Genomic DNA, 23,659 nt, shown 5'->3' on the forward strand with positions numbered 1-23,659 from the left:
AGACTTGGGGTATGGCAGAGCAATCCCGCACGCGGGTGCGGTCGTCCACGGCTACCCGTAAACGGAAATCAACGCCGGAGAACACTCCGGCGGAAGTGGCGCAGCGCGCTGCCGAATTGCTTCAGAGCGTGATCAGCCACCGGACCGAAGGGGTTTCGGCGGTCCGGCGGACCGACGACGGCTGGTGTGTCGTGGTGGATGTGCTGGAGCTGGCGCGGATCCCGGACACCACGAGCCTTCTCGCGACGTACGAGGTAAGGCTCGACAACGAGGGCGAACTGCGCGAGTACTACCGGACCCACCGCTATCGACGAGGTGCGGCCGATCAGTGAGCGCCGTCCCGACCAGCTGAAAGGGCACCCCAGATGAGCATGACGACGTATACCGGCCTGTCCGGAGAGGTAATTCCCTGCCCGCCCAGGGCCGGCACGTTGTACGACGTGATGGAGCTCATCCTGGACCGCGGGATGGTCATCGATGTCTTCATACGGGTGTCCCTGGTCGGGATCGAGATTCTGAAGATTGATGCCCGCATCGTGGTCGCCAGCGTGGATACCTACCTGCGTTTCGCGGAGGCGTGCAACCGGCTGGATCTGGAGCGGGATTCGGGAAGTGTCACCGTTCCCGAACTCTTCAGCGGCCAGGCCGCCAAAGGCATCGGAAAGCGCAAGGTGAAAGACGCCGCCAAATCCGTGGGCGAGACCGTCCGTTCGGCGGTGGGCAAGGGCGATGACGAGGATGACGATGCGGACGAGGAGGCGCAGCCGCAGCGGCGGCGGCGCAGTTCCGCCCGGTCCGGAGCCGCTTCCCGCCGGCGGCACACAGAGGAGGAATGACCCGTGACGGACGACGGTATCTACGTTTACGGCATCATCCGGACCGACCGCCCGTTGCCCTCGCATGTGGGCGGAGTCGGGGATCCCCCAGGCGTCGTGGAGAAAATCGAGGAGGGGCGGGTCGCCGCGGTCGTGAGCCAGGCGCCGCCGAAGCTGCGGGCCCGCCGTCGTGACCTGCTGGCGCATCAGGAGCTGCTGCTGGCCCTGTCCGAACGCGGGCCGGTCCTGCCGATGCGATTCGGCATGGTGGCGCCGGACGAGACGGTGATCCGCCGTCAGCTCGCCGACGACGAGGAACGCCATCTGACGGCGCTGGAGAGCCTCGCGGGCCGGGTCGAGATCAATGTCAAGGCGATGCCGGCCGACGACTCACTCGCCGCGCTCGTCAAAGGGGACGCCACCATCCGCGGGCTGCGCGAAGAAGTGCACCGGCGGCCGAGCTACGAGGCCAATATGCGGCTGGGAGAAGCGGTGGCGACCGCGTTGTCCCGCCGGGCCGCCGAAGCGGGCCGGGAGATCGTGCGCGAGCTGAAGCCCTGGGCCCATGCGGTCCGCCCCGGGCCGGAGGTATCCGGGTGCCAGCTCAATATGTCGTTCCTGGTGGACCGGAGTGACAGCGCCGAATTCGCCGCGGAGGCGGAGCGCCTCGCCCAGGACCGGCGCGAGCGCGTCGCCCTGCGGGTGGCGGGACCGTTGCCCTGCTACAGCTTCCTGGAGCCGCAGGTGCTCGCGGGAAGAGCCGGCGGCTGACATGGGGCTGATCAGCGGAGTGCTCACCCTGCCGCTCGCCCCGGTGCGGGGAGTGGTCTGGGTGGCCGACCAACTCGCCCGGGCGGCCGACCGCGAGCTGCACGATCCGGCCGTCATCCGGGCCCGGCTCGCCGCACTGAACCAGGAGTACGAAGCCGGGCACCTCAGCAAAGCGGCGTTCGAGCGGGAAGAGGAACAGCTGCTCGACCTGCTGTACGAGAGCTGACCGGCGCTCCGGAGCCACCGCCCGCCCGGTACGCGACGAAGAGGAAGGAGTGACCACATGACCGATGTCGACTACCGACCGGCCGCTCCTCCTGCCAACGGTCCCAGCACCGCGAACCTCGCCGACATCCTCGAACGCGTCCTCGACAAGGGCATTGTCATCGCCGGGGACATCAAAATCGATCTGCTGGACATCGAGTTGCTCACCATCAGGCTGAGGCTGTTCGTCGCCTCGGTGGAGACGGCCAGGAAAGCCGGGATCGACTGGTGGGAGACCGATCCGGCGCTCAGCTCCAAGGCGGCGCGGAGTGAACTGCGCGAGGAGAACGCCCGGTTGCGCGAGCGGCTGGATGCGCTGGAGCCGGCCGACGACGGCGAAGCGTCCTCCTCCCGGACGAAGGACAAGGCGGGGTCATGACGAGGGAGCAGCCCGGCGCCCCGGAGACCGCGACCGCGACCTATGTCTATGCGGTGTGCCGCCGGCTGGACCCGGCCGCCCTCAGCGGGCTCGCGGGCCTCGCCGCGGGCTTCCCCGTGCGCACCCTGCCGCTCGGTCCTCTCACCGCGGTCGTCCAGCACGTACCGGCCGACGGCTTCACCGAGGACGCCTGGCAGCAGCGGCTGGCGGACCGTGCGGAACTGGAACGCTGCGCCCGCGCGCACCACGAGGTGGTGACCGCGGCCGCCGCCTGCGGGTCGACGGTGCCGCTGGCGCTCGCCACCCTCTACCGCGGGGACGAGCGGGCACAACAGGCCCTCGGCGCGGACCGGGACCGCTTCGCCGCGGCGCTGGCCCGCATCGAGGGCCACGCCGAATGGGGCGTGAAGGTCAGTCTCCCGGCGACCGTGTCCGAGGCTCCGCAGAGCGCGCCACCCGCACGTCCCCGGGACGGCGGCGGGGCGGGCCGTGCCTACCTGGAACGGAAGCGCGGGCTGCACCAGGCGCGCGAGCAGCACCACGACCGGGCGCTGCGGACCGCCGAAGACATCGATGCCGCCCTGAGCCGCCTGGCCACCGCCACCCGCCGGCTCCGCCCGCACACCCAGGAGATGACGGGGGAGCGGCACCGGCTGCAAGTGCTCAATGCCGCCTACCTGGTGACCACCGTGCGCGAGAAGGAGCTCCTCGATGCGGTGGAGCTCCTGCGGCGCCGTACCGGCGCGGAGGTCGAGGTCTCCGGCCCCTGGGCGCCGTACTCCTTCGCCGGGGAGGTGTGAGCGGTGTCAGGTCACGAACCCGTCCCCTGGGACACCCCGGGCCCACTCGCCGGGCCGATCGGGGTGCCGCTGGTCGACCTCCTGGACCGCGTGCTGTCCACCGGGGTCGTGGTCAGCGGCGACCTGGTCATCGCCATCGCCGAGGTGCCGCTGGTCCGGCTCTCCCTGCACGCACTGCTGTCCTCGGTCAACGAACGCGTCCCCGCGCCGTGGTCGGACGGAGGCCCGCTGTGACCGGAAGAACGCCGGGTACGCCGGAGAGCAGATTCGACCTCGACCGTGAGCAAATGGGCCGCGATCTGGTCTCCCTGGTGCTCACCGTGGTGGAGCTGCTGCGGCAGTTGATGGAGCGTCAGGCCATCCGTCGCGTGGAGCAGGGCGACCTGAGCGAGGAGCAGGTGGAACACATCGGGGAGACCCTGATGCATCTCGAAGCGCGGATGACCGAGCTGTGCGAGCAGCACGACCTGCGCCTTGAGGACCTCAACCTCGACCTGGGGCCGTTGGGGTCCCTCCTGACCCGCAACTGAGAACGCCGGCCGTCTTCGTCAACTCCCCCCTGGTCAGCCGAAGCGGCAGAGGGCCGGCGTGTGCCAGGTGCGCTCCGGGGCTTCGGGCCGGGGCCAGGCCAGAACCTGCGCAGCATGACGTTGAAGGAGCCCTCCGGCGCCGGAAGCCAGTTGGTCAGAAGGCGGGTGCGGGAGTTCCGGGTGGTGGCCATCTGGTGAGCTCCTTGGGTGCTGCGGTGGGTGTGTGGTGCTCGGATGAACGGAGATTGCGGGGTGATTCATCCCAGCCGCCACGAATATTGGGCAGTTGGGGATGCTGGAACACAGAACGGACTTCGTCCGGGAGACATCTAAGGGCCTGGAACGCGGAACGGGACGCGCCGGGTCAGGCGTGGAAGGGGACAACGATGTCTGGGGCGATGGGGGCTGCCGGGGACGCGGACGCGTTCGCGGAGTTATTGCGCGGGTTGAAGGAACGCTCGGGGCTGAGCTACGGGACGCTCGCCAAGCGGCTGCACATGAGCACATCGACGCTGCACCGCTACTGCCGCGGCAGCGCGGTGCCGACCGAATACGCGCCGGCCGAGCGGTTCGCGCGGGTGTGCCGGGCAACCCCCGAGGAGCTGATCGAGCTGCACCGGCGGTGGATTCTGGCGGATGCGGCGCGGGGTCGCCAGCGGCCGGGGCCGGGGCCGGGGCCGGGGCCGGGTGGGGTGGTGGTGCGCGGTGCCGGGGCCGACGAGCCCGAGGGGGCGCCGAAGCCAGACGCGAAGGCGGCCGCCGACGGGAACCGCCTCCGAGATGCGGCCGGTTCGGGTGGTGGACCGCCGGAGGTGAGGGCGGGGACGGAGCCGGTGTCCCTGGACCCGGAACGCAGCGAGGCCCACGAGGTCCACGAGTTCCACAAGGTCCACGAGGCCCGCGATCCCGGTGAGGCTGGTGAGGTCGGTGAGAACGGCGATCCCGGTGAGTCCGGCGGCAGTGATGAACCGGCTGTCGGCGGCGCTGTCCGGTCCGCTCCCGTGCGGCCCCGTCGGCGCCGCTTCACGCTCATCGCGTCCGTCGCCGCGGCAGCCGCTCTGGGAGCCGTCGTGCTGGCCGTGAATCTGCCGTCCTCCGGAGGCGACGGCAGCGGGCAGAAGTCCGCCGGGACCGACCGAGCCGGCACCGGCACTCCCAGCAGCACCGGTACCGCCCGTGCACACGACAAGGGGCGGTCCCCGTCGGCCACTCCTTCTCCGTCTCGGAGCGCGAAGACCGGCAGACCCTCCGCCTCGGCGTCAGAGCCCTCCGCCCACAGCGGCGGGGGCGACGGCGAGGACGCGGACGATGTACGGGTCAACGTCGCCACCCGCCCGTATGTCTACGACAGCCCGTGCAGTCAGCACTTCCTGGTCGACAGGGAGCCCGAACAGGTCGGCCCGCCCGCTGTCGAGCGGGACGCGCCCCGCTGGGCCGCCGCGAACGGAGCGGCCTCCTCGGGGGAGCAGCGGGTCGCGCTCACCGTGCAGGGCACCGGAAAAGAGACCGTCGTCCTGGAAGCCCTGCATGTACGGGTCGTCGCGAAGGGCGCCCCGCTCGCCTGGAACGACTACTCGATGGGTGTCGGATGCGGCGGCAACGTCGAGACCAAGTCATTCGACATCGACCTCGACAACGGCAGCCCCACCGTCACCGTCAAGAACGGCCAGCGCGACTTCCCGTACAAGATCAGCGAGTCCGACCCGGAAGTCTTCTATGTCACCGCCCACACCAAGGCGCACGACGTCCGCTGGGACCTCGCCCTGGACTGGTCCAGCGGGAACCGCCACGGCACCGTGCACATCGACAACCGCGGCACCCCGTTCCGCACCAGTGCCGACGCGGGCCGCCCCGGCTACGACTACCCGTTGGGCGGCAGCGAGTGGATCAAGCGGGAGGAGTAGCCATCGACGTCATACGAAACCGCCCCCTCGCTCTCGCGCCGAGGGGCCGACACCCATCTCGGGTTCAGGGAGTCCAGTGAGTTGACCGCCACCAGACGCCCTTGACGGCAGTGGCGTTGAAGTCGGCCGGCCACGGGCCGCCGCCGGAGCCGCTCATGCCGATACCGGCCACGCCCGGAAGGACGTGGCCGGCATCAGTGAGCCGGGTGCGGGCAGATTCACGCTGCGGAAATGCCGGCGCCCGTCCGGGAAGCGGCGGTATCCGGGAAAGGGAACTCAGTGGCAAACGGCCATTCCGGGCCAACGCCGCCCCGTTGACTCGTCGTTAGCTCGTCACAGGATTTCGATGTCGTTGACCTTCGGCGGGCGGTTCGGGAAGGTGATCTCGTGCCACCGTTCGATCTTCACGGAGTCGCCGTTCGCGTCGTAGTAGATTAAGTCGTTGTTCCCCGTGGAGATCTTGTCGACCCACCACCCGCCGAAGGAAATCTTCCCCGCGTTCGCGTAGCAGTCCACGCTCTGACGCCCGTCGCTGTGCGACCAGATCTTCAGGAAGTTCTCCCCGCCGCGGCAGGGGACCTTGTCAATGGCGAAGGCGTTGCCGGTCGGGACGGTCACGGTGAACGCGGCGGCTGCGGCGAAGGCCACGGCCGCGGACCGGACTACCTTCTTCGTTTTCGAGATCACAAGTTCTCCTTGCTTCGAATGTCGAACCCGGAGCTCAATTCGCGCCACCGGGGGTGGCGTCGATGTGGTGCTCCGGTGATCCGAGCGTGTGGGGTGATCCGTCCCAGCCGCAACGAGAGCCGGGCAGTTCGGCACGCCGGAACGCGGAAATGGGCCATGACCAGGGGATACGCAAGCCGCCTGGGACACGGGAACGGGACGCACCAGGCCACGGGAAGAGGGAGGGCCGGCGGCGATGGCGGCCGGCGCGGATGCGGGGGCCGGTGGTGCGTTGCCTCAAAAGGGAATAACCAGGCCGATTTCGTCCAGATCATTCGGAACCTTCTGGCGCAGCGGGGTGTCTCACCACGTGGTACGGCCCATGCCCCAAGGAGAGGAACTGGTCCGGATGTTGCATCGCGTGCGTGTGTTGCTGCTGACCGCCTTACTGCTGGTGACGGGCTCGGTGATGTCGTCCGCGCCGGCCTCCGCCGTCATCGGCGGGTCGAAGAGCACCTACGGCCCGTGGGCGGTGCGCATGCTCGTCGACGGTGAACCGGCGTGCACCGGGACGGCGGTGGCGCAGCAGTGGATCCTCAGCGCCTCGCACTGCTTTTTCGAGCAGGGGCAGCCGGTCGCCGACAAGCGGATCTCGTTCCGGGTCGGCAGCCTCGACATGCGGAAGGGCACCACGGTCCGTCCGGTGCCCGGGGGACGCGTGGGAAGCGCGCACGCCGACATGATGCTCATCAAGGTTCCGCCGATGAAGGTGCGCACGGCGCCCTTGGCCACCGCCCGTGTCCATCCTGGCCAGGCCGTGCGGCAGTACGGGTGGGGCGCCACCTGCTCCGGGGACGAAAACACCTGCCAGTCGCCGGTGCTCAAGCAGTCGGACCTGCGGGTCGTACGGCCGGACGACCCGCGATGCGAGGGCTACACCGCACCGGGCGGCTCGGACTTCTGTATGGAAAGGGTGTCCGGGATTCCCGCCGGTGGCGACTCCGGAGGCCCGGTGATGAGCCTCGGCCCACACGGCACCGAAACCCTCCTCGGTGTCTTCGACGGCTCTGACCGGGAGAAGATCGCTGAGGCCGGGGAGGTCTTCCAGCAACTCGCCTGGATCCGCTCCGTCACCCGGCAATAGCACACATCGCGGGCAGATCGTGCCGACGAAGGCCGGCGCTCACGAGTTCGCCGCTCACGACGAGGTCGTGGAGCGCACTCTGCGAGCGGCCTGAATGTGGTGTGTTCCGGGCTTACTTGCCCCAGATATTCAGATACGCCGCACGGTATCCGGGCGGGTCCCAGGTGGTGGCCCCGCCGCTGTTGGCGGCCGTGGAGATGTGTACGGGAGCGACATATCCACTGGGGGGCTCGCCGGAGAAGGCGCGGTTGAATTCGTCGAGGATCTGCCAGCCCTGCTGGGAGAGCGGCTCGGGAACGGTGGCTGCCTGGAACTGTCGGCTGTTGATGCGCTGGAAGGCGGAGGGATCGCCGTCACCCGCGCCGATGTTGAAGGGGGCACCGGCCCCCTTCTTACCCGCTGCCCGCAGGGCCGGGGCGGCGTCGGCGAAGTACACATCGTTGATGGCGACGGAGTACGTCCACCGGTCCCGGAAGCGGGAGAGCAGCGAGGAGACCTGCTGGGGAGTCCGGCTGCTGGTGTCCGGGATCGGGATGTTCTCCTCCGCCAGCAGCCGTACACCGTCGCAGGTGGCCAGCCCTTTCTTGATCAGCTCGGATTTGTTTCTGGCGAACGGGATCGAGGCGTCCGTGAAGACGACGACTCCGGCGTGGCCGTGCGCATGCGTGATGACCCAGTCCGCGCTGATCTTCGCCACATTCCGGACCCTGGTGGTGATGTTGCTGAACAGCTCGGGGTCCTTGCTGGGGCCGGGGGAGTCGACCGCATGCCAGCCAATGAGCGGAATGTGCCGGGCGTTGGCCTTGGCGACCTGCTGCGATGTCAGCTTGGGGTCGAAGCCGCCGATCACGATGCCCGAGGGCTGCAGGGCGAGGGCCTGGCTGAAGGCCGCTTGGATCCCGGCGGGAGTGCCCTGGCCATCGATCACCCGGACGTTCCAGCCGAGAGCCCTCGCCGCCTCCCGCACCCCCTTGGCGGCACCGGCGACACCGGGGTTGGTCATGGTCTGCGCGACATAGACGATGCTTTTGCCGGGCACCGCCCGGGGGCCACGGGTGGGGCCGTGCCATGCGGGGTTGGTCTTCATGGCCCGTTGCACGGCCGCCTGGGCACCGGCCAGTACGGCGGGGCAGCCGGCCGTCGTCGGACCCGGGGCGGAGGACCCGCCACCGGTCGAGGTGCCGCGCTCACAGCCGACGAGGGCGGCGGCCACCACCGCCACGGCGACGGTGAGGCCGAGGGCGGTCTGGCGGTTCGGGTGCACGGGCGCTCCTCGCGGAGGGACGACACGGTGATGGGCTGTCACGAGGCGACTTTCCGCAGGTCATGGTGGGCACGGGGCGGCTCCGCCCGTCGGTGGCGCAGCTGTCGGCGCGCGGCGTAGCCGGCCATACCGACGGCGAGGAGCAGCGTGGCGCCGTTGAACAGCGGGGTGACCCAGAACTGGGCCCCGAACTGGCCGATGCCGGCCAGGCCGATGGCGAGGATGACGACCGCGACCAGCGTGCCCAGAGCGTTCGGGCGACCGGGTTTGATCGCGGTCGAGCCGAGCAGCGCACCGACGAACGCGGGCAGCAGATAGTCCAGTCCGACACTGGGGTTGCCGATGCGCTGCTGCGCGGCGAGCAGGACCCCGGCGACACCGACGACCAGGCCCGATCCGGCGAACGCGTAGATGACGTAGCGCCGGGAGGGGATGCCCAGCAGATCGGCGGCGCGGAGGTTGGAGCCGATGACGTACAGATACCGGCCGAGGGGCAGCCTCTCCAGGAGCAGCCACAGCACGGCGGTGAGGGCGAGGACGTAGAAGGCGCAGACCGGCAGGCCGAGGAACCTGGAGTCGTAGAGGTCGGTGAAGGCGGCCGGCAGTCCTTGCGGGCCGGGGATGATGCGGGCCCCGTTGGTGATCCAGCCGGTGAGGGCGTACAGGATGCTGCCGGTGCCGAGGGTGGCGATAAACGAGTTGATCTTCGCGAATTCGACCACGATGCCGTTGAAGGTGCCGACGACCGCCCCGCCGGCCACGACCACGAGGCAGGCGAGCGGCCAGGGCCACGCCGCATTCGCGAGGAGCTGCATCGTCATCACATGCGCGAGGCCGAGCCCGTAGCCGATGGACAGGTCGAAATTGCCGGTGACGATGGGGATCATCGCACCGAGCGCGAGGAGGGCGGGGATCGACTGGTTGGACAGGATCTCGGAGATGTTGTCCAGGGTGGGGAAGGTGTCCGGCAGGGCGAGGGAGAAGGCCAGGAACAGCAGGGCGGTGAGGGCCAGGAGGCCGTAGGCGCCGACGAGGTGTCCCAGCCGGCGGCCCAGTGGGGAATGCGGGGAAGGCGTCATGATCAGCTCGTCTCCCCGGTGAGCGCGGACATGGCCGACGAGGCGCGGGCGAGCTCGGCGACCGTGAGGGCCTTGCCGCTCAGCTCCTCCGTCACCGCCCCGCGAACGAATACCAGGGCGCGATGGCACACATCGGCGACCTCCTCGAAGTCGGTGGAGAGGAGCAGCACGGCGAGCCCTTCGGCCAGTGCGTCCTGGAGCAGCCGGTAGACCGCCGTTTTGGCGCCGACGTCCACCCCGGCGGTCGGCTCTTCGAGGATCAGCAGACCGCGCGGCATCCGCAGCCACCGGCCGACCATGACCTTCTGCTGGTTACCGCCGGACAGGGTGGCGATCGGCGCCTCGCTGTCCCGGGGGTACACCGAGAACCGCTCGGCCAGGGCGGTGGCCTCGGCCCGTTCGCGCCGGGGGCTGATCCAGTGCCAGGCCGTCAGCCCGCCGGCCCGCGGGTTGGCCAGGAAGTTCTCCCGTACGGTCAGTTCCGCGGCACAGCCCTCTTCCTGACGGTTGCTGGTCACGAAGCCGACTCCGGCGGCGACGGCGTCGGTGACCGAGCCCGGGGCGTACGGCCGGCCGTGGAGCCGGGCCCGCCCGTCGACGACCGGCCGGGCGCCGGCCAGGGCGCGGCCCAGTTCCATGTGGCCGGCGCCGGTGAGGCCCACCATGCCGAGGATCTCTCCGCCGCGCAGTTCCAGGCTGACCGGTGCGGTGTTCTCGGTCCGTACGCCGTCGAGGCTCAGGACGGCCGGCCCCGCGGCGGGGGCGAAGTCGTAGCCGGCCGGTTCCTGGCCCACGATGTCCTGCACCAGCCGGGCAGGGCTGTGACCGGCGAGCGGGCCCTGGCTGATGAGACGGCCGTCGCGGAGGACGGCGAAGACATCGGCGGCCTTGTACACCTCGTCGAGGCGGTGGGTGACGAAGACGAGGGCGTGGCCCTGGTCGCGCAGGGTGTGCAGCACCTCGAAGAGCCGGGCGCAGTCCGCTGCCGGGAGGCTGGCGGTCGGCTCGTCGAGGACGATCAGCTCGGCCCGGGTGGCCAGTGCGCGGGCGATGGCCACCAAGGAGCGTTCGGCGCGCGGGAGGTCGGCGAGGACGGTGCCGGGGTCGAGGTGCGCGGCGACGAGGTGCAGGGCCTCGGCGCACCGTGCGCGGGTCTGCCGCCAGGACAGCAGCCCGGCGCGCCGTGGGTAGCCGGTGCCCAGGGCGATGTTCTCGGCGACCGTCATCCACTCGACCAGCCCCAGGTCCTGGTGGATGAAGGACATGGTGCCGGAGGCGGCCTCGGTGCCGAGTGGGTGCCCGGCCACGGTCACCTCGCCCTCGTCCGCGTGGTGGACGCCCGCGAGCACCTTGATGAGGGTGGACTTCCCGGCGCCGTTGGGGCCGAGCAGGGCGAGGATGCGGCCGGAATGGATGTCGAGGTCGACCGCGTCCAGCGCGAGGGTGCCGCCGAACCGCTTGCACAGGCCGCGTATGCGAACGAGAGGCTCCGGGCCGTGGCGCGGGGGCGGGGTGCGGTCAGGAGCGTCGTGCACGGACTTCTCCGGGGTCGGCCTCGTGGTTCTTCCCGGCGGAAAGGACACTGCTGCGGGGCGCTTCGCGGTGGTGTGGGCGCCGGGTGCACGGTCCTGACGGTGCATTACCGGTCCGGTCGCCACATTTCGGTCATGCTAAGGCCCGCCTCGGCCCGGATGCCGGATGGGCTGTCAGATGGCGGGAATGTCGTCGAAGCAGACCTCGGCCGTGCCGGGCTTTCCGCCCGGAGCCTCCAGGGCGCACTCGGCCCAGATGATTTTGCCGTCGGCCGTGTAGCGGGTGCCCCAGGACTGGGTGAGCTGCGCGACGAGGAACAGACCGCGGCCGCCCTCGTCGGTGGTGGCCGCCCGGCGCAGATGCGGGGCGGTGCTGCTGGCGTCGGAGACCTCGCAGATCAGCGTGCGGTCGTGGAGCAGGCGTACCTGAATGGGCTCGGTGCCGTACCGGATGGCGTTGGTGACCAGCTCGCTGAGCAGGAGTTCGGTGGCGAAGACGACCTCGTCCAGCCCCCATTCGGCCAGCCGGCGGGTCACGGCCGCGCGGATGCCGGAGACGCGCGCGGGGTCGGCGGGCACGTCCCAGGTGGCGATCCGCTGTGGGTCCAGGGCGTGGGTGCGGGCGACGAGCAGGGCGATGTCGTCGGTGGGGTGCGGGGGCACCACGCTCCGGAGCACGGCCTCGCAGGTGTCCTCGGGCGAGCGGTCGGGGTGCGCCACGGCTTGGCGCAGCCGGTCGAGCGCCGCGTCGAAGTCACGGTGGCGGTCCTGGAGGAGTCCGTCGGTGTAGAGGACGAGCTGACTGCCCTCGGGGAGGTGGAACGCGGCGGTCTCGAACGGGAGCCCGCCCAGGCCCAGGGGCGGGCCCGCGGGGAGATCGGGGAACGTCACCGTGCCGTCGGGGTGGACGATCGCGGGCGGGGGGTGGCCGGACCGGGCCATCACACACTGCTGGGAGGTGGGGTCATAGATGGCGTACAGGCAGGTGGCGCCGATGATGCCGGGGCCGGCGGTGGCGGCCTCCGCGGTGTCCTCGTCCCGGTCGAGGCGGCCCACGAGATTGTCGAGGTGGGTGAGGACCTCGTCCGGGCCCAGGTCCAGTTCGGCGAAGTTGCGGGCGGCGATCCGCAGTCGGCCCATGGTGGCGGCGGCGTGCATCCCATGACCGACGACATCCCCGACGATCAGGGCGGTACGGGTGCCGGAGAGCGGAATGACATCGAACCAGTCTCCGCCGACCCCGGACGCGGCGGGCATATAGCGGTGGGCGACCTCGACGGCGTTCTGCTCGGGGAAGCTGTGCGGCAGCAGGCTGCGCTGCAGCGCGAGGACCATGGTGTGTTCGCGGGTGTAACGGCGGGCGTTGTCAATGCAGATGGCCGCGCGCGTGGCGAGTTCCTGGGCCAGCGAACGGTCGTCGTCGCCGAAGGGGGCCGGATCGGTCGAGCGGTAGAAGCTCGCCACGCCCAGGGCGATGCCACGGGCGAGGAGGGGGACGGCGATGAGCGAGTGGACGTGGTGGTCCAGGAGCCGCTGGGCGTGCCCGGGATCCTGCCCGATCCACCCGGTGGCGGCCCGCAGATCGGGCTCCAGGACCGGCTCCCCGGCGGCCAGACAGCGGAGCTGGGGCGTGGTCGGGCGAAGAGCTACCGGTTCGCCGGCGGGGTAGAAGGGGCAGTCGTCGCGAATTCCGTGGACGACCGTGCGGTGGAGGCCGGAGCGCGGGTCGGTCGGTTCCTCGCCGCGCAGCACCGCCTCGGGCAGGTCGATGGTGACGAAGTCGGCCAGGCGCGGTACGGCCATCTCGGCGAGCTCCCGGGCGGTCCGGCTCACGTCCAGGGTGGTGCCGATGCGGGTGCTGGCCTCCGACAGCAGCTCCAGACGGCGCCGGGCCGCCACGGCGTACTTCCCCACCTCCGGTTCGCCCAGCAGCACCAGCCCACTGGTCGCAGTGTCGGGTGCGGTGTGACCGGCGGTGTCGGGGAGGCCGGCCGCACTGGGCGTGCCAGGCCTACGGGCGGTCGCCACCGCCGGGCCGGATCCGGCGTCGGGAAGCTGCTCGGGCAGCAGCATGGCGGGTGTGAGGGCCTGCTCCACCGGGGTGGCGGCGGGTGTTCCGGCGCCGGCGGGTACGGCAAGGCGCTGGTGGGTCGACGGGAGGACCGCTTCGATGGCGATCCCCTCCACCCCCGAGGCGCTCGTCACGGGGCGGCTCAGCAAGGTGACCCGCCGGCCGCCGGGCAGCGACACCTCGACGGCGGCCCGCTGGGCCGAGGTGATCAGTTCGGTGGCCTTCTCCTTCAGGATCATCTGGTCCCGCCAGTCCAACCCGCTCTCGGCGAGCTCGACCGGCTGCCCGTTGCCGCTCGTATCGCCGCTCGGCGTACGGCGCCTGGCTTCGAGGTAAGCCTCCAGCAACGCCCGCTCCCGCGTCGAACTCTGCTCCAGCAGCCGCCGTTCGATGGCGCCGGCGGCCTTGCGGATCACGGTGTTCAGCGCGGCGTCCGTGTCGGTGAGCGGATAGCCGAAGCAGAGCACACCTTCAATACGCCCACTGAGCAGGTCCCGGACGGGAATTGCCGCACAGGCGTTGGACTGTGAGCGTTCGGCGAAGTGCTCGGCCCCGAAGACATTGATCAGCTGCCGTTCCGCGAGCGCCAGCCCGATCCCGTTCGTGCCGCCGAACCGCTCGGCGAACACGAAGCCCGGGACGCTCTGGATCGCGGCCAGGTGCCGTACCAGGGAGGGTTCGCCGAAGCGGCGTTGCAGCACCGCACCGCGCCCGTCGGCGAGCGACACATTCATGTTCCGGCCCGCGAACCGGCTCTGAAGTCGGTCCAGTACGGGCACCGCGGCGCGGACGAGCCGGCCGTCCAGATCGAGGTCCTCGCTGTAGGGAAGTTCGCAGCCGTCCGGGGAGAGCCCCAGTGACCGGGAGCGCTGCCACGAATCCAGGATCGGGCTCCGGACCGCTCCCTCGACCGGCCCACCACGAAGGAACTGCTCACGGGCGCGTGCGGGACCGTGGTCCTCTCCCGCCAGCCCCATCCCAATCACTTCCCATATGGGTGCATGCCACGATGGCCACCCGTACGTCGGAGCAGCTGTCCCATTTGATTTAATTGTAGAGCTTTGTACATATGGCGGTCCTGATCACGGCCCGGAAGAGAGCCGTCGCCGCGGGTGCATCCCGGGACCGGCCACGCCGCCCGACGGGCGGAGCTCAGGGCCGGGACAGCGCGGTGATCATGGCCGTGAACTGCACTCCAGCCGGTCGCCCGGGACGTCTCCCGGCACCCGCCGGTCGTCACAGGACCGCGACCGGACTGACGGGCGAGCCGGTGGCGCCGGGGATGTTCAGGGGAGCTACCAGGAGTAGGAACTCGTAACGGCCCGTCGAGGCGCTCGCCGCGGAGAGCGCCTCCAGGTCGAGGTTGTCCAGGAGCGGCACGCCCATCGCGGCGACCGCGAGCGCATGCACCGGGGAGTGCAGACCGTCGACCGGCGAGGGGCGTACATCGCTGTCGCCGTCGCCGCCGAGCAGCGCGATGCCGCGCTCGGCCAGCAGGGGCATCGCGTCCACATGCAGGCCCGCACTCGCCGCGCCGGTGTTCCAGGCGCCCCGTTCCTGACGGCGGCGGAGGCTGCCGGACCGGAGCAGCACCGCGTCGCCCTCGCCGATCGTCACCCCCAGTGCCTGCTCCGCGGCGACGAGGTCCGCCGCGTGCACCGCCCGTCCGGGCTCCAGCCAGGGGACCCCGAACACGGTGGGCAGATCGAGCAGCACGCCCCTGGTCACCAGCGGCCCCAGCGCCGACACGGCACCGAACCGCGCCCCTCCGGCATCGATGCACTCCTGCGCCGCACGGCCCTCGTAGAGCTGCCCGCGATAGGCGATATGGGACAGCGCGTCCAGATGACTGACGGCCTTGCCGTGGTAGTCGACGGCGATGAAGTCCTTGTGCGTGGCGGGTTCAGGAGGCTCGACGTCACCGAGGTCGGACATGTAGTGCAGGGCGGGCTTGTTGTTGTCCGGGCCGGGTGCCGTGTCCCAGGGGCGCGCCATCGGGACGAGTGTGCCGGACCGGACCAGCGCGGCGGCCCGCCGTACCTGCTCCGGCGTCACCCGGTTCCAGGCCCCGCGGTCGGCGTCGGCCCAGCGGCCCCAGGTGCGGACCGCCGAGAACAGGGCGTCGAACTCCTGGCGGGACACGGCGCCCTCGCCGGCGGTGGCCGGCGGGGGAGCCGGTGCGTCATCAGGGTTGCTGCTCACGCCCGGGTGACCGCTTGCGGGAAGTCGAAGACCTTGTCCGGGTCGTATGCGTACGCGACCGAGCGCAGCCGAGCCAGATTCGGGCCGTAGTAGGCCGTGCCCCAGTCGGGGAGGGCCGGGTCGATGTAGTTCACGTAACCGTCCTTGATGCCCAGGTCGGCGAGGCCCGCCACGACCTGGCCGACGCTGTGCGTCACCGTGGCTTCGGACGCCGCCGTCGCGCTGGCGTAGATCTGCGCGGTGGCGAAGGCCTTGCGATGCGGGAAGGCGGTCTGCTGGACGTCGACATCGGCCACCGCACCACCGAGTGCGTCGAGGATCAGTGCCATCCCCGGGCGGTTCTTGAGCAGGGCCTCGACGCCGCCCGGTTCAGCGGTGTGCGTGGCGAGGATCCGCGACGAGGCGACGAACGACTGCCGGTCGGGACTGCCGGAGAAGAAGCGCATGGCCTTGAAGTAGTCGCGGTCCTCGACCCTTCGCTGGGTGGGCCGCACCGCGGCGCGCGCGATCAGGTCGTTCAGCAGGGTATTGCAGGCGCTGCTGGGCCCGACGAAGCAGCCGGCCACCTTGCAGCCCGGTTTGGTCCCGCCCGACACATTGAGGTTGGCCCACATCTCACGCGGCGCAGCCGTGATCCACGGCTGCCATCCGGCCAGCACCTTCTTCACGTTCCCCGCCCCGAAGTCCAGCACGAACACCGTCAGCGCCGGAGCCGGGTCGGTCGCGAAGGTGAACTGCGTGACCACCCCGAAGTTGCCTCCGCCGCCACCGCGCAGGGCCCAGAACAGATTCGGCTCCTGGGTGGCCGAGGCGGTCAGCGTCCTGCCGTCCGCGGTCACGACCTCGGCGGACACCAGATGGTCACAGGTGAGCCCGAACTTGCGTTGCAGCACACCGATTCCGCCACCCAGGGCCACCCCGGAGATGCCGACGGTGAAACAGGAGCCGCCGGGCATACAGCGGTTGGCCTTTCCGAGTGCGGTGTAGATGCCCCCCAGGGTGGCCCCGGCGCCGATGGTGGCGGTGCCGTCCGGCCGGACCCGCACGGTCGACAGACGCCGGAGGTCAATGGTGAGACCGCCGGGCGGTGCTGAGTAGCCGACGTACGAGTGCCCCCCGCTGCGGGCCGCCAGTGGGACCCGGTGCGCGGCCGCGAGCACCGCCTCGCGGACATCGGCCACCGACGCACACTGCGCCACCGCCGCGGGCACCCGGTCGTCATTGAGCGGATTGAACAGCTTCCTGGCGCTGTCGAACCCGGCATCGCCCGGCCGCAGCAGTACTCCCTCCAGCCGCCGGCGAAGGCCGTCCCAGTCCACGTTGTTTCTGACGGTGGCCGTCCGCCCACCGGTCCCTGGGGAACTCCCCTCGCCTCCATGGGCCCCGGTGCCGGTCCCGGATGCGTGGAACAGAGGATCCCGCGCCATGGTCACCATCTCCCTCTGGAGAGGCCAGGAAAGCGGGCAATAATCCGTTTGGTACGGATATCTTCACGCTAACACGGTGCAATAGCCCCCTCCAGTTGACGGCCCTGCGCCTCGGAGCCGCCGGGCAGGGCCGGTTGAAGCGTTGACGATCCCGGGGCGCGAGGGATGCGTCAGAGCCGGCGACCGAAGAGCTCCAGCAGATTGCGCCAATGGCGCTGGTCCGCCTCGGAGTTGTACGCGGCGGTGTCGGTCTGGGTGTAGCCGTGCCGGGCGCCCTCGTACAGCTCGCTGCGGTAGGTCACGCCGTCGGCGTCCAGGGCCCGTTCCAAGCGCGTGATCTGGTCGGCCGGCATCGAGTGATCGTGGTCGGCGTGGCCGAAGTACAGCTCCGCCGTGCTGCGGCCGACGAGCCGGTGCGGGCTGTCCTCGGCATCGGTGACCAGATGGCCGGCGTGGAACGAGGCCGCGGCGCCGACGCGGTCGGGGTAGGCCGCGGCGGTGCGGACCGCGAGCACACCGCCCATGCAGTAGCCGGTGGTGCCCACCGGGCCGTCGGTGACGAGGGGCGAGGCGGCCAGCCAGTCGAGATAGGCCCCGGCGTCCCGCATCGCCCGGTCGGGGGTGAGCTCCCGCATGATCGGGGAGAGCCGCTCGAAGACCGCCGACCGCTCCGAGGGGCCGATGAAGTCCGGCAGGTCGACTACGGGTGCCCGCCCGGCGCGGTACATGACGTTGGGCACCAGCACCGTGTAGCCGTGCCCGGCCAGCCGTCTGGCCATCTCCTTCAGCGCGGGGCGCAGTCCGAATGCGTCCATGTACAGCAGCACACCGGGATGCGGTGTGCCGTCGTCGGGGTGAGCGAGATAGGCGTCGGCGACGCCGTCCGGGGTGGGGATGTCCAGGGGGTCACCGTGCACGCTCGTCATGTCCGCACCTTTCCTCGGGCTCCGGGCGGCAGCGACGCGCAAGGCGGCCACCCGTCCGCCGGTGACACCTCGGCGGATTTCCCCACCGTAGTCACCCGGGGGCCGACCGCACGGGAACCCGAAGCCCCCCTCAGAGCGGCAGCCCCGTCCCCCGCCCCGGCTGATCTGTCGAGAGCCCACCACGGGCGCCCCGCAAGACTGTGCATGCTCGCACAAGTCCCTTGTGTTTCCCCTGTGTTGGAATCCAGTCATGGCCACTCCCGCTGCCGGACCACCCATGCCACCCTCCTGGAACGAGCCCTCCGGTCGGCTGCGCGCCGAGGTGGAGCGGTTATGCGAGGAAGCGCTGCGACAGAAGGACCTCGCGCATCGCAGAGCAGACTTCTGGGCCAAGGTCGATATCGCGCTCGGGTTCCCGGCGGCGCTCCTCGCCGGTGTCTCCGGGGCGGCCGGTCTGGCCTCGGTGGACGCCCGCATTCCCGCGGCGTTGGTGGCGCTGACCGCCGCGGGGTGCGCGGCGGGGGCCGGCTTCCTCCGGGCTGACAACCGGCGGGTGGCCAACAAGCGTGCCCGGCAGGCATGGGCCTCCGTCGAGGCCAAGGCCCGGATGAAGCTGGCGAAGGAACGGCTGGACCCCGAGGACCTCGGCGAGGTGCTGGAGAGGCGCCACATCGCGCTGGCGGCGTACGAAGGGGAGGACTTCCCGCCCGAGGGCCCACCGGCGGTGCCGGGCCGATAGCCGCATGCGATCGACGGGCCTACTCGACGCCCTTCCGTTCGGCCAGCTTCTTGAGGGTCAGCAGCTGCTTGCGCATCATGACGAGATCGCCCCAGGCGAGCAGCCTGCGGCGGATTCTCTGGGGGAGCGTCCCCTTGGCCTCGACCACGACCTTCACCACCAAACGGCAGCCGCCGCCGTCCAGCGGGCGCACGGTGTAGCTGACCGCCATCTGCCCATACCGTGCGGCGAGCTGGGCCGGGAGCACACCGGTGAGGTGGATGCCGGTCTCGAAACCCGTGATCTCGAAGACGAGGAGCGGCTGTCCCACGGCGAGCTCCGGCAGCCCCTCGACCAGGGTGCGCGGGCTCTTGCGTCCGCGGAAGTCGATCCAGTCATAGCTGTACGGCGCGATGGTCAACTGCCGTAGCCAGCGGAAGACGTGGTCGGCCGGCGCCGCTACATCAACGGCCCGCGTCCACCCCTCGGCAGGGACCGCCACAAGGCGATCGCAGGGATAGGGCGCCTCCTGCTCGGGACGGGTGGCGCCCCAGACTCTCCCGGACATGTCCATGCCGCGATCCTAGGGGACCGCTCGTTCCCCGGTTGCGGCCGGTCGCCGGACGTCAGTTGTGGCCGAACTTCCGCTGCGCCTTATGGGCAACATGCTTCGACATCGGCTGCTCCGGCTCCTGCGGGGCCGAGGACTTCGTCTTCCCCTTCGCCTCCGCGACGGTGCCGTGTTCATGGCCGCCGGTGCGGGCGCCGCGATTCTGCCGGCTCTGTTTCTTGCCCACGATCGTGCCTCCTGGCGGATCTCGAACGATGAGCCGGTACCAGACTTGCATGCGTGCACAGGGAGTGCATGTCGGCGGATCCTGAAGGTCGGCCCGACAGCTCGTGAAGGTCGGCACGGTCAGCGATCTGTCTCCGGAAACTGCGCCTGACCAGGCGTCATGGGGGATCTACGAGCGCCGTCATGGCCGCGAAGGCCGTCGGCTTCCGGCTCAGGATGCGCGGAGGAAGCACCCCGCGGACAATGAAAGAGGCGGGGATCCGTAGCGGCGCGCACGCAGCCGCAGCCGCCACCCGCCTTGCACGCCCCACGCATACGGGGCCTTGATTCGGGGCACCGCGGAGCCCCGTTCCGGGGGCGCGCTCTCTTCTGGAGGCGCCGAGATGCCCGTGCTGTACTTCGATATCGGTGAAACGCTCGCGGATGCGAGCATCGGGGCCGACGACTCCCTGACTCTCCACCCGCGGCCCCGCGTTTTCGAAGTTCTCGATGCGGTGGCGGGTCTGCGGAGAGGCATTATTTCGAACCCGGGCCCCGGGGAGGCCGCACGTGCCCGCCTGGCAGCGGCCTTGCAGGCGGCCTTCGCGGGACGCTTTACGGACGAGAGTCTCCTGCACTGGGGCCCGAAGACCGCGCGTGGGATCTTCGACGATGCGGTGGCGAGTGCGGGTGTCCCGGCCGATGACTGCGTATTCGTCGGTGAAGCCCCGGAGGAGCGTGCGTTCGCCCGCGAAGCCGGGATGCGGGCTGCCGCCCACCCGGTATTCGCGCTCGCCGCCGTCGAGGGCCGCCCGGTGTTCTGGGCGAGAATCGAGGTGCCGGCCGACCGGAGTCTGGCCGACCTGGAGGCGATCGCGAATGCCGCCGAAGTCGTTCCGGTCCATGTGGCCTCCGACCGACTCGTCCTCGTCATGGCGAGCGCACGCGGGGTGAACGCGCTGGAGCAGGGCGGCTTCCCGGCCGACCTCCGGGGACAGGTGGCGGAGACCACGGCCTTTCTGATGCGCGACGACCGTCCGGTCTCCCTCCCGGAGGCGTTCACGGAGGACTCGGCGACCGCCAGGGCAACGGCGGAAGCCACCATGCGTGCCGCGGCGGCGTTCGGCTTCCTCGCGAGCGCCCTCGATGAGCCGGAACGGTCCCTCGTCCCGCTCGGCCCGGCCCCGGGCGGCGCCTATATCGCCGCCGTGGCCGGTACCCCCGTCGAAGACCTGCACCCCGCGGAGGCGAAACCCGGCCACACCGAGCGGCTGCTTCCCGACCCGGCTCTTCTCTCCCGGCCGGGGGAGGCCCAAGTCCGGGGATTCACCGATGAGTTCGCGAACGGGGTGCCCTCCCCGGAGACCATTGCCGCGGTCCGGGCGGCCATCACTCCCGCGGCCCTGAGCGGCCACGTCGCCCGTATCTCCGGTGTCGACCCGCTCGTGGAGGGCGACCCGCTGACGGTACGCAGCCGCGACGCGTCGAGTCCGGACAACCCCCTGGTCGTCAGCGCGCTCGCCCGCCGGCTCCATGACCTCGGCCTCACGGTCCGACGGCATGAGTTCACGTGGCACGGGCGCCGGCTCTCCAACGTCGAGGCGGAGTTCCCCGTCGCGGGAGCGGACTCCGCCGTACTCGTCACCGCACATCTCGATTCGACCGCGGCCCGGGGCGAGTTCCTCGACAGCAGCGGCCGGCCGCGCCCCTATGACCCCGCTCGTGACCCGGCACCCGGCGCCGACGACGACGGAAGCGGTACGGCGGCGGTCCTGGCCGCGGCCGAGTGTCTGAGCGCGATGATCGCCGACGGCAGGGCCCCGGCACGGACGGTGCGCTTCGTCCTCTTCAACGCCGAGGAGCAGGGCATGGTCGGCAGCAAGGCCTATGCGCGCGCGGCGGCCGCGGCCGGAGACCGGATCGTCGGCGTGCTCCAGATGGACATGATCGCGGGCTTCCGGGGCGGTACCCGCACGATGGAGATCCACACCGGCTCGTCGGTCCCCGGCCCGGTCGTGGGCGCCTCCGACGCGCTCGGGGGACTCGTCGCCCAAGCCGCCCCGGCGCTCGCGGCCGACTTCTCGCTCCAGTCCCTCGCGGGTGCCGGCGACCCGGCCGCCGGACGGAGCGATCACGCGAGCTTCCATGAACGCGGTTGGGCGGCCGCCGCCGTCTGCGAGAACTTCTTCGACGACACGGCGCCCGCGACCGGCACCCGGCAGTACCACATGCCGGGCGACACCCTCCTCGACGAGGACCACGACACGGACTACGCCGCCGGGATCGCCCGCACGGTCGCGGCGGCGGCACTCACGCTCGCGGGCCTCTGAACCCGCACAAGGAGCACGCCATGAGCGTAATGATCGACAAGCGGAACAAGAACTACGACCGCTTGGCCAGTGTCGCCGAAGCCGACGCCTTTCTCGACCACACCGAACGCGTGGCGGCAGAGGTCGACCACACCCTCGTGGCGGACCGCAGCAAGGTGAACCGCTTCACCGGCCATCTGACGGAGCTACGGGTGGCCGGTGCGCCTGGTTTCACCGGCCTGGACGAGTCGGTGCCGATGCCCGACACCGGCTATATCGCCCAGGCCAAGCGGTACGTCACCTCGGTCGCCGAGGCGATCGGCTTCGCGGCCGGTGAGCCGGCGGAGTTCGAGGCCGACCCGAATGTGATGACGACGAGCGAGGGCCTGCGCGTCGTGAGCCTCCAGCAGGTGCTCAACGGCATCGAGGTGTGGGCCATGGCGCCGAAGGTGTGGCTGCACGAGGACGGCACGGTCGACCGGGTCATCGGCGACACGGTGAGCGCACCGGCGGACCTGCCCTCCAGGCCGACCGTCCCGGCCGAGGTGGCGCTGCGGGTGGCGGCCGCGAAGGCCGCCGAGCCGACCACGCTCCGCGGAGTCTTCGGCGACGACGAACTCCCGCGGCTCGACATATCGGCCGGCTTCGAGCGCCTGTCGCACCAGGCGCGGAACGACCAGCCGATGACGTTCGGCAAGGGGCCGTTCGAGGAAGCCGTCCCGGCCCGGCTCGTCTACCTGTACATGGGCGACGATGCCCGCCTCACCTGGATGTTCACCTTCTCCCGGGAGAAACTGGCCGCTCAGTACCACGCCTTCGTCGAGGCCGACGACCGGACGCAGAACCCGGACGAGCCCGAGATCCTCTACTTCTACGACACGGTCCGGCACGCGGTCGCCGGACGGGTCTTCCGGCGCAACCCGGCCGAGAGCACCTTCGACACCGTTCCGTTCCCGCTGCCGACGGACGACTATCCGACCGCGGTACCCAGCGGACTGCCCGCCGGCTTCCCGCTGCCCTGGGCGGAGACGCACCAAGGGAAGGTCTCGACCGAGGGCAACAACGTCCGCGCGCTCAACGGGACGACCCGCCGCCCCGTCGAGGTCATCGTCGATGACGCCGGCAACAGCCTCTTCGACCCCGCACAGGACAGCCCCGAGCAATTCGTCACCAACATCTTCTACTTCTGCAATTTCGCCCACGACCTCTTCATGATGCTCGGCTTCACGGAGGACCAGGGCAACTTCCAGACCACGAACGTGACGGGCCTGGGGCAGGGGGCGGACCCGGTCCGGGCCCTCGCGCACCCGGGATCGGTGTTCGGGACGGCCAACATGGCCACCCGGGCGGACGGCCTGGAAGCCGTGATGAACATGGGCCTGGTCACCGGCACCGGCCGCCACACGGCCGACGACTTCGACGTCGTCCTGCACGAGTTCTGCCACGGGGTGTCGAACCGTCTCGTCGGGGGCCTGTTCGACGCGAACGGGCTGGAGGAGGACCAGTCGGTCGCGATGGGCGAGGGCTGGGGCGACCACTTCGCCCTCACCACCAGGAACTTCTCGAACCCCCAAGAGCGCACCGTACTGGGCAACTGGGTCGTCAACCGGTCGAAGGGCATCCGGCAGCGGCCTTACGACTCGCAGTACCCCGGCACCTTCGGAGACATCGGCAAGGGGCCGGGACAGGTCGCGGGCGCCGGCAACAGCGACCTGAGCTATCAGGAAGTCCATGACGTCGGTGAGATCTGGTGCGCGGCACTCATGGAACTGACCCGCAAGGTCACCACCGCGCTCAACAACAAGGAGCGGGGCTACCAGGTGACATGGCAGGCGGTGGTCGACGGTATGAAGCTCACACCGAAGAACCCCACCTTCCTCGTCGCCCGCGACGCCATCCTGCGCGCCTTCAAGGCGATGAAGGGCGGCCCTCTGACCAGTGCCGAATACACATCGGTCCGGAAGGCGGCCTGGGAAGCCTTCGCCCGCTTCGGGATGGGCTTCGACGCCTTCTGCCCGAACGCCACTTTCACCGGCTGCCGGGGCGGCACCGCGATGCCGCCGGCCGGACATGAGGACTAGCG

23 protein-coding genes are annotated in these 23,659 nt (G+C 70.5%); 13 read left to right on the top strand and 10 right to left on the bottom strand.

Annotated elements, in window-relative coordinates:
* Positions 1 to 11: 11 nt before the first annotated feature.
* The 9 genes from TU31_RS11305 to TU31_RS11345 all read left to right on the top strand — a co-directional run bounded on the left by TU31_RS11305 (position 12) and on the right by TU31_RS11345 (position 5,463).
* The gene (locus tag TU31_RS11305; protein ID WP_042152917.1) at positions 12 to 332 is read left to right on the top strand and encodes a gas vesicle protein GvpO; all 321 of its coding nucleotides are present in this window, start codon (positions 12 to 14) and stop codon (positions 330 to 332) included.
* A gap of 33 nt (positions 333 to 365) precedes the next feature.
* Positions 366 to 836 (top strand): gas vesicle protein GvpJ, encoded by a 471-nt coding sequence (gene gvpJ, locus TU31_RS11310; protein ID WP_042152919.1) that lies wholly within the window; start codon positions 366 to 368, stop codon positions 834 to 836.
* 3 nt (positions 837 to 839) lie between these two features.
* Complete coding sequence (locus tag TU31_RS11315; RefSeq protein ID WP_042152921.1) at positions 840 to 1,586, top strand: GvpL/GvpF family gas vesicle protein; 747 nt, start codon at positions 840 to 842, stop codon at positions 1,584 to 1,586.
* A 1-nt stretch (position 1,587) separates the two neighbouring features.
* A complete protein-coding gene (locus tag TU31_RS11320; RefSeq protein WP_042152923.1) occupies positions 1,588 to 1,812 on the top strand; it encodes a gas vesicle protein GvpG in 225 nt (74 codons plus the stop codon).
* 57 nt (positions 1,813 to 1,869) lie between these two features.
* A complete protein-coding gene (locus TU31_RS11325) occupies positions 1,870 to 2,229 on the top strand; it encodes a gas vesicle protein (protein WP_042152926.1) in 360 nt (119 codons plus the stop codon).
* Positions 2,226 to 3,029 carry a GvpL/GvpF family gas vesicle protein gene (locus TU31_RS11330; RefSeq protein ID WP_042152929.1) on the top strand — a complete coding sequence of 268 codons (804 nt, stop codon included), beginning with the start codon at positions 2,226 to 2,228 and terminating at the stop codon, positions 3,027 to 3,029. Before TU31_RS11325 ends, TU31_RS11330 begins: the two co-directional genes overlap by 4 nt.
* Before the next feature lie 3 nt (positions 3,030 to 3,032).
* The gene (locus tag TU31_RS11335; protein WP_042152932.1) at positions 3,033 to 3,263 is read left to right on the top strand and encodes a gas vesicle protein; all 231 of its coding nucleotides are present in this window, start codon (positions 3,033 to 3,035) and stop codon (positions 3,261 to 3,263) included.
* On the top strand, positions 3,260 to 3,559 hold the full coding sequence (locus TU31_RS11340) for a gas vesicle protein K (RefSeq protein ID WP_078885701.1): 300 nt from the start codon (positions 3,260 to 3,262) through the stop codon (positions 3,557 to 3,559). The genes TU31_RS11335 and TU31_RS11340 overlap by 4 nt, the downstream gene beginning before the upstream one ends.
* Positions 3,560 to 3,945: 386 nt before the next feature.
* Positions 3,946 to 5,463 carry a helix-turn-helix domain-containing protein gene (locus tag TU31_RS11345; RefSeq protein WP_042152935.1) on the top strand — a complete coding sequence of 506 codons (1,518 nt, stop codon included), beginning with the start codon at positions 3,946 to 3,948 and terminating at the stop codon, positions 5,461 to 5,463.
* Positions 5,464 to 5,796: 333 nt separating this feature from the next.
* On the opposite strand, the gene TU31_RS11350 is transcribed toward TU31_RS11345, so the two are convergent.
* Complete coding sequence (locus tag TU31_RS11350) at positions 5,797 to 6,150, bottom strand: beta/gamma crystallin domain-containing protein (protein ID WP_042152938.1); 354 nt, start codon at positions 6,148 to 6,150, stop codon at positions 5,797 to 5,799.
* 388 nt (positions 6,151 to 6,538) lie between these two features.
* On the opposite strand from TU31_RS11350, the gene TU31_RS11355 reads away from it, so the two are divergent.
* Positions 6,539 to 7,273: a S1 family peptidase gene (locus tag TU31_RS11355; protein WP_042152941.1), complete on the top strand. Its 735-nt coding sequence runs from the start codon at positions 6,539 to 6,541 to the stop codon at positions 7,271 to 7,273.
* A gap of 112 nt (positions 7,274 to 7,385) precedes the next feature.
* Here the strand turns inward: TU31_RS11355 and TU31_RS11360 are convergent, their stop codons facing one another.
* From TU31_RS11360 to TU31_RS11390, 7 genes are all read right to left on the bottom strand, one after another.
* On the bottom strand, positions 7,386 to 8,537 hold the full coding sequence (locus TU31_RS11360) for a substrate-binding domain-containing protein (protein WP_078885703.1): 1,152 nt from the start codon (positions 8,535 to 8,537) through the stop codon (positions 7,386 to 7,388).
* A 38-nt stretch (positions 8,538 to 8,575) separates the two neighbouring features.
* Entirely contained in the window at positions 8,576 to 9,616 is a 1,041-nt protein-coding gene (locus tag TU31_RS11365) for an ABC transporter permease (RefSeq protein WP_042152944.1), read from the bottom strand.
* Positions 9,617 to 9,618: 2 nt separating this feature from the next.
* Positions 9,619 to 11,151 carry a sugar ABC transporter ATP-binding protein gene (locus TU31_RS11370; protein ID WP_042152947.1) on the bottom strand — a complete coding sequence of 511 codons (1,533 nt, stop codon included), beginning with the start codon at positions 11,149 to 11,151 and terminating at the stop codon, positions 9,619 to 9,621.
* 171 nt (positions 11,152 to 11,322) lie between these two features.
* Complete coding sequence (locus tag TU31_RS11375; RefSeq protein ID WP_042152950.1) at positions 11,323 to 14,196, bottom strand: SpoIIE family protein phosphatase; 2,874 nt, start codon at positions 14,194 to 14,196, stop codon at positions 11,323 to 11,325.
* A gap of 259 nt (positions 14,197 to 14,455) precedes the next feature.
* Entirely contained in the window at positions 14,456 to 15,421 is a 966-nt protein-coding gene (locus TU31_RS11380; protein WP_042152953.1) for a cyclase family protein, read from the bottom strand.
* A complete protein-coding gene (locus TU31_RS11385) occupies positions 15,418 to 16,740 on the bottom strand; it encodes an FAD-binding oxidoreductase (RefSeq protein ID WP_052718891.1) in 1,323 nt (440 codons plus the stop codon). The genes TU31_RS11380 and TU31_RS11385 overlap by 4 nt, the downstream gene beginning before the upstream one ends.
* A gap of 278 nt (positions 16,741 to 17,018) precedes the next feature.
* On the bottom strand, positions 17,019 to 17,774 hold the full coding sequence (locus tag TU31_RS11390) for a dienelactone hydrolase family protein (protein WP_042152959.1): 756 nt from the start codon (positions 17,772 to 17,774) through the stop codon (positions 17,019 to 17,021).
* Between the two features lie 250 nt (positions 17,775 to 18,024).
* Here TU31_RS11390 and TU31_RS11395 point away from each other — a divergent pair, with 250 nt between their 5' ends.
* Positions 18,025 to 18,513 (top strand): hypothetical protein, encoded by a 489-nt coding sequence (locus TU31_RS11395; RefSeq protein WP_042152962.1) that lies wholly within the window; start codon positions 18,025 to 18,027, stop codon positions 18,511 to 18,513.
* Positions 18,514 to 18,532: 19 nt separating this feature from the next.
* On the opposite strand, the gene TU31_RS11400 is transcribed toward TU31_RS11395, so the two are convergent.
* Entirely contained in the window at positions 18,533 to 19,066 is a 534-nt protein-coding gene (locus TU31_RS11400; protein ID WP_042152964.1) for a hypothetical protein, read from the bottom strand.
* A 52-nt stretch (positions 19,067 to 19,118) separates the two neighbouring features.
* Positions 19,119 to 19,289, bottom strand: a complete 171-nt coding sequence (locus TU31_RS36710) for a hypothetical protein (protein WP_245698495.1) — start codon at positions 19,287 to 19,289, stop codon at positions 19,119 to 19,121.
* Between the two features lie 382 nt (positions 19,290 to 19,671).
* On the opposite strand from TU31_RS36710, the gene TU31_RS11405 reads away from it, so the two are divergent.
* Together TU31_RS11405 and TU31_RS11410 are read left to right on the top strand one after the other, a co-directional pair.
* Positions 19,672 to 21,597, top strand: coding sequence for a M20/M25/M40 family metallo-hydrolase (locus TU31_RS11405; protein ID WP_042152967.1), 1,926 nt, complete (start codon positions 19,672 to 19,674; stop codon positions 21,595 to 21,597).
* A 20-nt stretch (positions 21,598 to 21,617) separates the two neighbouring features.
* Positions 21,618 to 23,657, top strand: coding sequence for a M36 family metallopeptidase (locus tag TU31_RS11410; RefSeq protein WP_078885705.1), 2,040 nt, complete (start codon positions 21,618 to 21,620; stop codon positions 23,655 to 23,657).
* The last annotated feature ends 2 nt before the right edge of the window (positions 23,658 to 23,659 follow it).

The organism is Streptomyces lydicamycinicus (genome assembly GCF_000829715.2).
Taxonomy (GTDB): domain Bacteria; phylum Actinomycetota; class Actinomycetes; order Streptomycetales; family Streptomycetaceae; genus Streptomyces; species Streptomyces lydicamycinicus.

Excerpts from the sequence above, each read along its gene's own strand:
- TU31_RS11390 (WP_042152959.1), bottom strand. The coding sequence starts at position 17,774 with ATGACGAGCGTGCACGGTGACCCCCTGGACATCCCCACCCCGGACGGC.
- TU31_RS11400 (WP_042152964.1), bottom strand. The coding sequence starts at position 19,066 with ATGGACATGTCCGGGAGAGTCTGGGGCGCCACCCGTCCCGAGCAGGAG.
- TU31_RS11365 (WP_042152944.1), bottom strand. The coding sequence starts at position 9,616 with ATGACGCCTTCCCCGCATTCCCCACTGGGCCGCCGGCTGGGACACCTC.
- TU31_RS11405 (WP_042152967.1), top strand. The coding sequence starts at position 19,672 with ATGCCCGTGCTGTACTTCGATATCGGTGAAACGCTCGCGGATGCGAGC.
- TU31_RS11355 (WP_042152941.1), top strand. The coding sequence starts at position 6,539 with ATGTTGCATCGCGTGCGTGTGTTGCTGCTGACCGCCTTACTGCTGGTG.
- TU31_RS11345 (WP_042152935.1), top strand. The coding sequence starts at position 3,946 with ATGTCTGGGGCGATGGGGGCTGCCGGGGACGCGGACGCGTTCGCGGAG.
- TU31_RS11325 (WP_042152926.1), top strand. The coding sequence starts at position 1,870 with ATGACCGATGTCGACTACCGACCGGCCGCTCCTCCTGCCAACGGTCCC.
- TU31_RS11375 (WP_042152950.1), bottom strand. The coding sequence starts at position 14,196 with ATGGGGCTGGCGGGAGAGGACCACGGTCCCGCACGCGCCCGTGAGCAG.
- TU31_RS11330 (WP_042152929.1), top strand. The coding sequence starts at position 2,226 with ATGACGAGGGAGCAGCCCGGCGCCCCGGAGACCGCGACCGCGACCTAT.
- TU31_RS11395 (WP_042152962.1), top strand. The coding sequence starts at position 18,025 with ATGGCCACTCCCGCTGCCGGACCACCCATGCCACCCTCCTGGAACGAG.
- gvpJ (WP_042152919.1), top strand. The coding sequence starts at position 366 with ATGAGCATGACGACGTATACCGGCCTGTCCGGAGAGGTAATTCCCTGC.
- TU31_RS11305 (WP_042152917.1), top strand. The coding sequence starts at position 12 with ATGGCAGAGCAATCCCGCACGCGGGTGCGGTCGTCCACGGCTACCCGT.
- TU31_RS11320 (WP_042152923.1), top strand. The coding sequence starts at position 1,588 with ATGGGGCTGATCAGCGGAGTGCTCACCCTGCCGCTCGCCCCGGTGCGG.
- TU31_RS11410 (WP_078885705.1), top strand. The coding sequence starts at position 21,618 with ATGAGCGTAATGATCGACAAGCGGAACAAGAACTACGACCGCTTGGCC.